The organism is Peribacillus sp. NPDC058002 (assembly GCF_042886655.1).
In the GTDB taxonomy this organism is placed as follows: domain Bacteria; phylum Bacillota; class Bacilli; order Bacillales; family DSM-1321; genus Peribacillus; species Peribacillus aracenensis.
This window is the reverse complement of the sequence record NZ_JBHVQU010000047.1, coordinates 15,554-27,644: the sequence shown is the minus strand read 5'-3', so window position 1 is coordinate 27,644 and position 12,091 is coordinate 15,554. Positions and strand designations below refer to the sequence as shown.

The following is a 12,091-nucleotide window of genomic DNA, read 5'->3' as shown; positions in this document are numbered from 1 at the left end:
GTGTATGCCCAAGTGCAGCCGCATGCGCTTCAATAAGGGTCCTAGCGACATTGTTAAACGGATCCTGCTCGGAGAGGCTCCAGCCTGAGGTTTGGGAATGCGTCCTCAATGCCATCGCTTTATTATTTTTCGGTTCGAATTGTTTCATCAGTTTTGACCAAATGAAACGAGCTGCCCTCATTTTTGCCACTTCCATGAAATAGTTCATTCCTATGGCCCAAAAGAATGAAAGGCGTGGTGCAAATTTATCGATATCAATACCTGCTTTCATTCCGGTACGTGCATACTCAAGCCCATCCGCCAACGTATAGGCAAGTTCGATATCAGCCGGCGCCCCCGCTTCTTGCAGGTGATAGCCAGAGATGGAAATGGAATTGAACTTGGGCATATATTTGGATGTATACTCAAATATATCAGCTATGATTTTCATGGACATTTCCGGTGGATAGATATACGTATTCCGAACCATGTATTCCTTTAAGATGTCATTTTGAATCGTGCCTGAAAGCTTATCCTGCGTTACGCCTTGTTCTTCAGCCGTCACGATATAAAATGCAAGAATGGGTAATACAGCACCGTTCATCGTCATTGACACGGACATCTGATCAAGCGGAATGCCGTCGAACAGGATTTTCATGTCAAGAATGGAATCAATGGCAACTCCCGCCTTCCCCACATCACCGACAACGCGTGGATGATCGGAGTCATAACCACGGTGTGTAGCTAAATCAAAAGCAACTGAGAGCCCTTTTTGCCCCATCGCCAGATTACGCCTGTAAAACGCATTGGATTCCTCGGCAGTCGAAAAACCTGCATACTGACGTACCGTCCAAGGACGATTGACATACATTGAAGGATAGGGCCCTCTTGTAAAAGGAGCGATGCCTGGCACACTCTCCATATGCTCCAAATCGCGATTATCTTCCTCAACATAAAGTGGTTTGATTTTTATTTGTTCATTGGTTTCAAACAGAAGATCCTCCATGTTTTTTTCAACTGCTTTTTCGGCTTCCTTTTTCCATGCTTCCACCGTACCTTTAATCTCAGGCTTAGCAGGATTTATAGCAGAAAAATTCGGTCTTTTCATTTTAGTTCACCCCAAGGTTCTGCAATAATTCCGATAAAATGGATATTGCATTTGTTTTAACATGGACAAAATCTTTGACTCCGGCTTCATTTAGTGTAATCTCCAATTCTTCTTTTTGCTTGCCGGCACAATAAATAGCGATTTCAGGGAATTGCTTTTTAATTCCTTTAATGGTGGCTGGTGCTAATTCCGAATAGTCAGCATCACTGCCGCAAACACAATAGATAGGGAGCTTGGTCGCAGCTACATAATTGACTGCTTCCTCCACGGTTTGACACCCCTCACTGCCGTTCGTTTCAATACCACCTGCAGCAGCAAGACTTTTAACGAAATCTGCACGAGGTTTATAGGATTTGAGATTTTTCAAATTAATCAAACCAATAGTTGGAGCCGTTCCACTTATTTCTTTATACTTTTCACTGCGTAGTCTTATCTGTTCGAACTGAATGGATACCCGATTCAAGTCAAGTGGGGTAATGCCAACCGGCTTCTCAACGTTCATATATGACACATGGTTATTCCGTGTCGGGGTTTTAATCTTATCAGCGGGATTCGGATAGACATTCGTTCCGATGATGCTTTCTTTTCTGAAAGCCGCATTTTGGACTCTTCCTTGGTAAACTTCAGCTATTTCTTTCTGAAGGGTGCCTTGTTTAATTAGCTCAAGTATCCCTCCAGCTGCATCGATTTCAAGGAATTTCGCCCAAGCCTTTTCAGCCAATTCATCCGTTAGTTGCTCAACATACCATGAACCGCCAGCAGGATCGACCACTGTTGTTATATTTGTTTCTTCTTTTAAAATCAAGTGAGTGTTACGGGCAATTCTTTCTGAAAAATCATCGGTTTCACCAGTTGCATGTGTGAATGGATGAATTTGAAGGTATTGAATGCCTCCAATAGCTGCAGCGAAAGCTTGATTTGTGGTCCGAAGAATATTGACATGCTGATCATAAAGCGTTTCTGTCAACTCGGAAGTAACGGCATGTATCGCCATTTTAAAATGATCCGATGCCGTTTCGAAAGCTTCTGCAAGTCCTGCCCAAAGCCTTCTGGCAGCCCGCAGTTTAGCGATGGACATGAAGTAATTTGAATCCAAAGCAAAAGAGAATACTATTTTTTCGGAAACCGAAGCAATGGAAAGCCCTTGTTTTTGACCTGCCAATAGAAATTGGACGGCAGCCGCTAATCCATAAGCTATTTCTTGTACGGCATTAGCTCCCCCATTATGGTAGACTGCCGTATTAATCAAAATTGTTTTTAAATCCCTGCCTACACTCTGATAATCTTGGATCGTCTTCAGCCAGTCTGCAAAATAGTTATCCGTATCTTCTGGCAGCTGACCGCAAATGAGCCATTCTGCAATGGGATCTTCAGCAATAACGCCTGTCAATTGGGTATTTTGTGCTTCGGCTACCGCCTTGAATTGAGGGAATAATCCTTTTTGTTTCCCCTTTAAGTCAATGAAAACCGGAATTCCTTTTAATGGGATATCCTTAAACAATTTTTCTGCCCTTGCGCCCTCGGCAAGCAATCGTGCAGGGTATGCCACGACATTTTGACCGCGTTTGATTGAAGCCTTCATCTTTTCATTTGCTTCTTCAGCCGTGATACCGCTTACAGGTTGAACGACAAGCCAAGGTTTTTCGTGATATCCCGTTGGGGAAGTTCCTCGGGTGAAAGGGAAAAATCCTGGTAATTCAGCTACTTTTTCCGTTGAATCCCCCGTTTCTGTATAGAGCGGTGATAAAGTGATGCCCTCATATGTATTCGTTTTTAATTTTTCTACACTTTTCCCTTTTAAACTTGTTTCCGCAGCTTCTTTCCACTCTTCAAAAGAAGGCTTAGGAAAGGTTATGTTTTTTACATCTTTCAGTTCCATCTGTAATCGCTTTCTTATCCTCTGCCGCATCATAAGCCCTGTCCTTTCATTGGGAGAACGAACGCTCAGTCAGTTTTGGATAAGAAAACCACCCTCCCGTCAATTTGTTCTGGATTATACTAACATTCTACCATAATTTTCTTTAAATTTAAGACAATAGAAATTAGAAAATCGGTTATTAGGGAAACCACTAGCCTATTTCATCTTTTTTAAATCAAGTACAGCCGCTGACCTGTATTAGAACAGCCCTTAATAAAATAATAGCAAAAATAAAATTTTTGTCGATGTTTTTCTACGGAAAAGAGAAATGACAGGGTCTAAACTTTGGCGAATCAATAACTGCTGGATTAAAAGATGGTCAGGAACCACCCTCGTCACCATAGTCATTGTTTCTATCAAATTTTTTTAAAAAAGGTGATTGGAACGGGTGTGCACGACTCCAGCAGGAATAGCGCGTCCAAGGAGAGACCCCATAGGCGCCAAGATTGCCGAGGGCAACCCGCCCGGGAAATCGAGTGCGGAGTTCCAATTAACGTGAAAATTATACCAATCAAAAAAAACTGTAGGCAAAATCGATTTTCATCGAGTTTGCCTACAGTATGAAGGTACAACCTTCCGGTCATCATTTTAGTATATGGAAGTGTTATCTTTGGAAATCTTTTCGATGATTTCTTTAACCCTTGCAAGGAATCGTCCGCATACCAGTCCGTCCAAAACACGATGATCAAGTGATAAACAGAGATTCACCATATCTCGTACTGCAATCATATCATTTATGACCACTGGACGTTTTACAATCGTTTCAACTTGTAAAATGGCCGCCTGTGGATAATTGATGATTCCCATGGACTGGACAGAACCGAATGAGCCAGTGTTATTAACAGTGAACGTACCACCTTGCATATCCTCCGCTTTTAACTTACCCGCCTTCACTTTGGATGCAAGTTCCTGTATCTCCCTTGCTATACCTTTGATTGATTTTTCATCGGCATTTTTAATGACCGGTACAAATAAGGCATCTTCGGTTGCAACGGCTATGGATATATTGATTTCTTTCTTTTGTATGATATTTTCGCCTGCCCACATCGAATTGAGCTCTGGAAATTCCGTAAGAGCTTGAGCAACCGCTTTGACGAAAAAGGCAAAGTACGTTAAATTATAGCCTTCTTTTTGTTTAAACTCGGATTTAAGATTATCACGCAACTTCACCATATTGCTTGCATCAACTTCCACCATCGTCCAAGCATGCGGAATTTCGTGCTTACTTTTCAACATATTGGATGCAATTGCCTTACGGATGCCGGTAACAGGTATTTCCTTGTCCCCAGCCGCAGTCGGCATGTTAGGTACTGGACTGGTTTGACGTTTAACTTGAGGTGCGTTCTCCACAGGAGCCGAATCGGATATGGCGGAAGGCTCATCCGCCTTAGGAAGATTCCCTGATTCAACAAGTTTCAGTAAATCTTTACGGGTGATCCGTCCCTCATTTCCCGTCCCTTTAACTTTCGAAAGATCGATTCCATGCTCCTGGGAAAGTTTTAACACAGCTGGCGAATAGCGAGCTTTCCTTGATGGTTCGGCCGACGCTTGCTGCACATCTCTTTTAGCAGGTGCATCAACAATTTCCTCACTATGAGAAACTTGCCCAGCATTTCCGTTATCCGTCTTTGCCGCTTCAACTTCAATCGAGCAAATGACTTCGCCGACTGCCAATGTTTGATTCTCATCCGCTTTCAATTCCTTGATGATGCCGGTGAAGGAAGAAGGAACCTCAGCATTTACTTTATCCGTCATCACTTCAGCTAGCGGGTCGTATTTAGTGACATGATCCCCGGGCTTCACAAGCCATTTACTGATGGTCCCCTCTGTGACACTTTCGCCTAGTTGAGGCATCTTCATTAATTCCATAGCCATAATTCGTTCCTCCTTCTTAACAGTCATTAATACTCGGCCAATTCCCTCATTGCTTTTTCCACTTTATCAGGATTGACCATAAATTGTTTTTCCATCGTAGGCGCATATGGCATGGCAGGTACATCAGGTCCGGCCAACCGCTTTACAGGGGCATCCAAATCAAAAAGGCAATGCTCGGCAATGATGGCTGCAACCTCACTCATGATGCTTCCTTCTTTATTATCTTCCGTAACCAGTAATACTTTCCCCGTTTTAGAAGCTGCTTCTATGATAGCATCCTTATCCAAAGGGTAGACCGTACGCAGGTCAAGAACATGTGCAGAAATTCCATCTGCAGCTAATTTTTCTGCTGCCTGAAGGGCAAAATGCACACAAAGGCCATAGGAAATGACAGTAATGTCTTCCCCTTCCCTTTTCACATCCGCCTTACCGATGGGAAGGACATAATCTTCAGTCGGTACCTCACCCTTGATCAAGCGGTATGCGCGTTTATGTTCAAAGAAAAGCACTGGGTCTTCATCGCGAATGGCAGCTTTAAGCAACCCCTTTACATCATACGGAGTGGAAGGCATCACAATTTTCAAGCCCGGCTGATTGGCAAAAATCGCTTCAACCGATTGTGAATGGTAAAGAGCTCCATGAATTCCTCCTCCATACGGAGCACGGATTACCATAGGACAGCTCCAGTCATTATTAGAACGGTATCTAATTTTGGCTGCCTCTGAAACTATTTGGTTAATGGCAGGCATGATGAAATCAGCAAATTGCATCTCAGCTATCGGCCGCAGCCCATACATGGCGGCTCCAATTCCCACTCCTGCAATTGCAGATTCAGCGAGCGGGGTATCGATGACCCTTGCTTCACCGAATTGGTCGTACAAACCATTAGTGGCTTTAAAGACCCCACCTTTTTTTCCTACATCCTCTCCCAATACGAATACACGGGAATCGCGTTCCATCTCTTCCCTCATTGCCATTGTCACGGCATCTATATAAGAAATCACTGGCATTCTATTACCCCCTTACTTTTGTGCATACACATGATTCATAGCACTTTCAGCCTTCGGATATGGAGCATTTTCAGCATAATCGGTTGCTTCATTTACTATCTTCATGACTTCATCATTCATTTGTTTCTCAAGGTCATCATCCATGATTCCCACTTCTTTTAAATACGCTCCAAATGTCATTATCGAATCCTTCGTTTTGGCTTCGGCCACTTCGTCCGCAGTCCGGTAGCTTCGGTCATCATCATCACTTGAATGAGGCGTGAGCCTGTATGAAACGGTTTCTACAAGTGTAGGTCCTTCTCCCCTTCGTGCACGGTCAGCCGCTTCTTTCACCGCTGCATACACTTCCAATGGATCATTGCCATCCACCGTTATTCCAGGCATCCCATAGCCAATCGCCCTGTCGGAAACATTTTCACACGATAGCTGTTTCTCGATAGGAACGGAAATCGCATATTTATTATTTTCACACATGAAAATGACCGGTAGCTTGTGCACACCTGCAAAGTTGGCCCCTTCATGAAAATCTCCCTGATTGGATGAACCTTCCCCAAACGTTACGAATGTCACCAAATCCTTACCTTCCATCTTCCCTGCAAGTGCAATTCCAACAGCATGCGGGACCTGTGTCGTTACAGGCGATGAACCAGTGACGATCCTATTTTTCTTTTGACCAAAATGACCAGGCATTTGGCGCCCGCCGGAATTGGGATCTTCCTCTTTCGCGAAACCTGAAAGCATCAAGTCTTTTGCTGTCATTCCGAAGGTAAGAACTACACCCACATCCCGATAATAAGGCAGTACATAATCCTTTTGCCGATCCAGCGCAAACGCAGCCCCAACCTGTGCAGCTTCTTGCCCCTGGCAGGAAATCACGAAGGGAATTTTCCCGGATCGGTTTAAAAGCCACATGCGCTCATCAATTCTGCGGGACAAAAGCATTGTCCGATACATATCTAAAACCGTTTCCTCATTTAAGCCTAATTGTTCATGACGTTTTTCTACCATCATAAAACCTCCTGACCTTATTCTTTATGAATGAATGGCACGTCCATCGACAGCAAGTGCCGCCTCTCCGATTGCTTCAGAAAGACTTGGGTGCGGATGAATTGTCTTGCCTATTTCCCAAGGTGTCGCATCAAGCACTTTTGCAAGTCCGGCTTCTGAAATCATATCCGTAACATGTGGTCCGATCATATGAACGCCCAGTATATCATCCGTTCTCTTATCGGCGATGATTTTGACAAAGCCATCCGCTTCCCCGAATACAAGGGCCTTACCAACTGCACGGAATGGGAACTTCCCAATTTTAAGGTCATAGCCTTCTTTGTTTGCCTGTTCTTCCGTCAAACCGACACTTGCAGCTTCAGGGCTTGAATACACACATTTTGAAATGAGCGAATAATCCAGCCGTTCCGGTTTTTGGCCTGCGATATGTTCAACGGCCGTAATGCCTTCATGGGAGGCAACGTGAGCCAACTGGAGACCGCCAATACAATCACCGATTGCATAGATATGTGATTCCTTCGTTTGGAAGAAGTCATTGGTTTCAATAAAGCCTTTTTCTTTCACAATTTCCGTATTTTCAAGGCCGATCCCTTCAACATTAGCTGATCTGCCTACGGAAACCAGCATTTTTTCAGCTGTGAACTCCTCCACCGAACCCTTGACTTCTGCAGAAATGGTAACTGAATCATCCGTTTTTAGGGTTTCAGGCAATACCTTCGCACCTATAACGAATTTGACGCCTTTTTTCTTTAAGAGACGAAGCATTTCACTGGAAATATCATGGTCCTCAGTCGGGATGATTCTATCTGCATATTCCAGCACTGTCACTTCCACACCAAAATCATTGAGCATCGAAGCCCATTCAATGCCGATAACTCCACCGCCTACAATAATCATTGATTTTGGCAGGCTCTCAAGCTTTAGAGCTTCATCCGATGTAAGCACCAATTCCCCATCAATAGCTAAACCGGGGAGTGTCTTCGGACGCGAACCGGTAGCAATGATGACATTCTGAGGAATGAGCATTTCATTTTCACTGCCATTATTCATTTCCACGGAAATTGTCCCAGGCATCGGTGAAAATATAGAAGGACCAAGTATACGCCCTAACCCTTCATAAACCGTTATCTTTCCTTGTTTCATCAAGTGCTGAACACCTTTATAGAGTTGATCGACCACTTTATTCTTTCTTTCCTGCACCTTAAGGAAGTCTACCTTTACATCCCCGGTAACTATACCGAATTCCTCACTTTTCACTGCAGTCTGATAAACTTCCGCACTCCTTAAAAGTGCTTTCGAAGGGATACAGCCTTTATGTAGACACGTTCCGCCGAGCTTGCCTTTCTCCACGACAGCCGTTTTCAATCCTAATTGAGCAGCCCTTATTGCCGCCACATACCCGCCAGTTCCTCCTCCGAGGATAACGAGGTCAAAATCTTCAGCCAAAACCACTCCTCCTCACAAATACATACTATTTGTCACCATTTTTACTTGGCATATGTTTATTACGTTATCCATGTTGAAAATTCCTGTGTTTAATTAAAAAAACACAGGAATCTATATCTTGTGAAACTACAATCATTTTCTTCCATTCAAGATATGTTTTTCATTTTGCAAGAATTGGCTCCTTGAATTCCTCATGCGAGCAATTCGCTCCTCTGCCATCCTATCCGCTGCTTTATATGTTGGGATTTGATCGCGTTTTGCTATCTCGATGACTCTTTCAATTGTATCATAAACCGTTTCCACTTTCTTAAGGGCTCTTTCCCGATTATATCCTAAAAGCTCATCGGCCACGTTTATGACTCCACCTGCATTAATTACATAATCAGGTGCATATATAATACCTTTTTCATGAATTTGATCGCCATGAACAGGTTCCTTTAATTGATTATTGGCCGCACCAGCAATGACCTTCGCCTTGATTTGATTGATTGTATGATCATTTATGACAGCCCCTAATGCACATGGTGCATAGATATCACAGTCGACTCCATAAATTTCGTCAGGATCAACTGCAGTCGCCCCAAAGGATTCAACCGCACGGGCCACGCTTTCTTTATTGATATCCGTAACGATCAGCTGGGCGCCCTCCTCATGAAGGTGACGGCATAAGTTATAAGAAACATTCCCGACGCCTTGGACCGCAATCACCCTGCCTTCTAAAGAATCAGTTCCGAATGCCTCTTTCGCAGCAGCTTTCATCCCGCGATATACCCCATAGGCTGTTACAGGGGAAGGATTCCCCGAAGAACCGAATGCAGGGGAAATCCCAGTGACAAAATCCGTCTCCTCATGAATGAGGTCCATATCCTCAACCGTTGTACCTACATCTTCCGCTGTTATATAACGCCCATTCAGCCCTTGTATATACCTTCCGAAGGCACGGAACATTTCTTCATTTTTATCCTTACGGGGATCGCCGATGATGACAGTTTTTCCCCCGCCTAAATTCAAGCCGGCAGCTGCGTTCTTATATGTCATTCCTCTTGAAAGCCTTAAGGCATCTTCAATGGCATCTTCTTCAGATGCATACGTCCACATCCTTGTGCCTCCAAGCGCAGGCCCTAACGTCGTATCATGAATGGCAATAATCGCTTTTAAACCCGATTGTTTATCCTGACAGAATAACAATTGCTCGTAATCATACTTTTCAAGATATTTAAAAATTTCCATAAAGGAATCCTCCCTAGATGTTTTAATACATATCAGATGAGAACACTGAATTACTCCTCATTCTTACTTGTTACTACGTTCATTTAAAATAAAATCCGCTACTAGCATGATATTTTCCCACTGGGGAATGGTTCCCGTGAAAGAACCATTCACTTTTAAATATGCAAATAACATGCCAATTAAATACATAATGCGAGCCTTTTTATCCAAATAAAGGAGATGCTGGTTAATATGTTGGGCAACTATAGCCTATAACAAATTCAAAAAAATTTCATGTTAGAAGTGGAGTCTCGCTTAAATTAAAATAAATCAGAAAATTCCACGCAGTTTTTTTCATAGTACGCAATTATTTGCGTGCAAAAATTTTCACAGTTTTAGTTTTTCAATTTTGTAATATAGATTTCTAACTGAAATCCCCAGCGCTTTTGCCGTAAGTGTTTTATTTCCCTTGTGGGTATGGAACGCCTGCTGAATGATTTCGGCTTCATACTGGTCTATTATCTCCGAGAGCGGTTTCCCCGATACGTAGCCAGAAGGCTTCAATAATAATTTCTCCTGTTTTACTGGAATCTCTTCGATAAAATCCGGAATATGTTGTATATCAATGACCGTCTCGTTCAATTTCATGAAAATGATTGCCCGTCCCAAGATGTTTTCCAGTTCCCTGACATTACCCGGCCAGTTGTAAATTTGCATTTTATGTATAGCTGCTGCTGTAATTCCCTCTATGCTCCGTCCATACTCCTGATTGATTTTATTAATCAAATGCTCCGCCAATTCTCTCAAATCTTCTTTTCTCTTTCTTAATGGTGCAATGAAAATAGGCATGCGGTTCAGCCTGAAATACAAGTCTTCCCTGAATGATCCGTTTGCGATGGCCTGTTCAAGATTGATATTCGTAGCGGCTATTACCCGGACATTGATGGGGATTGGCTTCGTCCCCCCCACTCTGATGATTTCCTTTTCTTGTAATACCCGAAGTAATTTAGCTTGGATGTTGGCTGGCAATTCACCAATTTCGTCCAAAAAGATACTCCCTTGATTTGCCTCTTCAAAAAAACCGACCTTCCCCCCCCTGCTGGCCCCAGTAAAGGCTCCTTCATCATAACCGAACAGTTCACTTTCAAGTAATGATTCCGAGATGGCTGCACAATTTACCCGTACGAATTTATTGAATTTCCTATCGCTCGCATTATGTATGGCATGTGCAAATAACTCTTTGCCGGTCCCTGATTCCCCTCTTAATAAGACAGTAGCAGGTGTTCTTGCCGATAATTTCGCCTGTTCAATGGGAAGCTTCATCTCTTCGGAAGCCCCAATTATATCATCAAAGGAATATTTAGCCTGCAATGTCCGGATAATCTGTCTTGCCCGATTCAGTTCGTGGGTCAAAGCTTGAATTTCCGATACATCATGAATGACGCCAACGCTCCCTTTCAGGCACCCATCCACAATGATTGGAGCAACATTTACGATCACTTCCTTATGTTTTGGGCCGACACGCATATTGACACCCCGAACAGGCTTTTTTGTCTGAAGCACTTTCATATGCATACTTTCACCTTCGTAAATATCGATGGAAGCCGGCTTACCGATAACTTGGGTCTTTGTTAAGCCGGTGATTCTTGTATATGCCGGATTGATCAAAAGCCCCCTGCCTTGTTCATCCACAACAGATATGGCTTCATCACTGGATTGAATGATCGCCTGGAGCATCGTCTGTATCTCTTTTAAATCAGTGATCTGCTCTGCCAATTGTACAGCTTCTGTTTTATTCCTAAACATGGAAAAAGCCCCTATGATTTCTTTATCGGCATTCACAAGAGGGATCCTTGTCGTTATGAGTTCCATCCCATTGCTAAGGGTGATTTCCTGATTTACTTCTTTTTGGTTCGTTTGCATAACTGACAGCAAGCCAGTAGAAGGGATGAAATCTTTAATATGTCTGCCAATCACATCTTCACGCTTTGTGTCAGATGCACGTTCCGCACTATCATTGAACATGATGATGAATCCTTCATGATCAATCACCACCATTCCTTCACTGGTCGTATTAAGAATCAAGTCCATTTTTGCCGAGGCATTCTCCAATTTACTTATTAATCGATTTTTCTCTTCAAACAGCTTAGTCATAATGAGGGCAACACTTCCAGGAATGAGAATCGTTTGTTCGCCCATGTCCCTTTTTATCTTTTTATAGACAGATGGGTCTCCGGTCGTATCAAAAATGATGTCCAAATCCCGCTCCAATCCCACTCTCCAATCAGTCACTGTAGGAATCCTTCGTTCATTTGCTGCAAGCATCCCTTCAGCAGATTCATTCGTATCAGCCATACAAACAATGGAGAATACTTCACTTTCCGAGAGGAGTTTCAACACGGTTGTCCCTCCCACTCCTCCCCCTACTATCATGACCTTTTGCATGAGCCATCCCCCTTAAGATATAATTACCCCTTTTAATAGATCGTTCCCTGCAATTTTTTTCATACTCCCAACCATTTTACCATATTGGCTCCC

At 43.2% G+C, this 12,091-nt stretch carries 8 protein-coding genes; all 8 read right to left on the bottom strand.

Annotated features, from left to right (window positions below):
- Window positions 1-1,087: methylmalonyl-CoA mutase family protein (locus ACFVSH_RS11295; RefSeq protein WP_387705959.1), on the bottom strand; the 1,087-nt coding region annotated here is incomplete at its 3' end.
- A gap of 1 nt (window position 1,088) precedes the next feature.
- Window positions 1,089-2,966 (bottom strand): methylmalonyl-CoA mutase family protein, encoded by a 1,878-nt coding sequence (locus tag ACFVSH_RS11290; RefSeq protein WP_387705957.1) that lies wholly within the window; start codon window positions 2,964-2,966, stop codon window positions 1,089-1,091.
- Window positions 2,967-3,593: 627 nt separating this feature from the next.
- On the bottom strand, window positions 3,594-4,880 hold the full coding sequence (locus ACFVSH_RS11285) for a dihydrolipoamide acetyltransferase family protein (protein WP_387597846.1): 1,287 nt from the start codon (window positions 4,878-4,880) through the stop codon (window positions 3,594-3,596).
- 26 nt (window positions 4,881-4,906) lie between these two features.
- On the bottom strand, window positions 4,907-5,890 hold the full coding sequence (locus tag ACFVSH_RS11280) for an alpha-ketoacid dehydrogenase subunit beta (RefSeq protein ID WP_101222514.1): 984 nt from the start codon (window positions 5,888-5,890) through the stop codon (window positions 4,907-4,909).
- Between the two features lie 12 nt (window positions 5,891-5,902).
- Window positions 5,903-6,898 carry a thiamine pyrophosphate-dependent dehydrogenase E1 component subunit alpha gene (locus tag ACFVSH_RS11275; RefSeq protein ID WP_048679300.1) on the bottom strand — a complete coding sequence of 332 codons (996 nt, stop codon included), beginning with the start codon at window positions 6,896-6,898 and terminating at the stop codon, window positions 5,903-5,905.
- Between the two features lie 24 nt (window positions 6,899-6,922).
- Window positions 6,923-8,344, bottom strand: a complete 1,422-nt coding sequence (lpdA, locus tag ACFVSH_RS11270; protein WP_387597849.1) for a dihydrolipoyl dehydrogenase — start codon at window positions 8,342-8,344, stop codon at window positions 6,923-6,925.
- A 132-nt stretch (window positions 8,345-8,476) separates the two neighbouring features.
- Window positions 8,477-9,574 (bottom strand): branched-chain amino acid dehydrogenase, encoded by a 1,098-nt coding sequence (gene bcd, locus ACFVSH_RS11265; RefSeq protein ID WP_260284656.1) that lies wholly within the window; start codon window positions 9,572-9,574, stop codon window positions 8,477-8,479.
- A gap of 366 nt (window positions 9,575-9,940) precedes the next feature.
- The gene (locus ACFVSH_RS11260) at window positions 9,941-11,998 is read right to left on the bottom strand and encodes a sigma 54-interacting transcriptional regulator (protein WP_387597853.1); all 2,058 of its coding nucleotides are present in this window, start codon (window positions 11,996-11,998) and stop codon (window positions 9,941-9,943) included.
- Window positions 11,999-12,091: the final 93 nt, after the last annotated feature.

Excerpts from the sequence above, each read along its gene's own strand:
- ACFVSH_RS11260 (WP_387597853.1), bottom strand. The coding sequence starts at position 11,998 with ATGCAAAAGGTCATGATAGTAGGGGGAGGAGTGGGAGGGACAACCGTG.
- bcd (WP_260284656.1), bottom strand. The coding sequence starts at position 9,574 with ATGGAAATTTTTAAATATCTTGAAAAGTATGATTACGAGCAATTGTTA.
- ACFVSH_RS11280 (WP_101222514.1), bottom strand. The coding sequence starts at position 5,890 with ATGCCAGTGATTTCTTATATAGATGCCGTGACAATGGCAATGAGGGAA.
- ACFVSH_RS11285 (WP_387597846.1), bottom strand. The coding sequence starts at position 4,880 with ATGGCTATGGAATTAATGAAGATGCCTCAACTAGGCGAAAGTGTCACA.
- ACFVSH_RS11275 (WP_048679300.1), bottom strand. The coding sequence starts at position 6,898 with ATGGTAGAAAAACGTCATGAACAATTAGGCTTAAATGAGGAAACGGTT.
- ACFVSH_RS11290 (WP_387705957.1), bottom strand. The coding sequence starts at position 2,966 with ATGGAACTGAAAGATGTAAAAAACATAACCTTTCCTAAGCCTTCTTTT.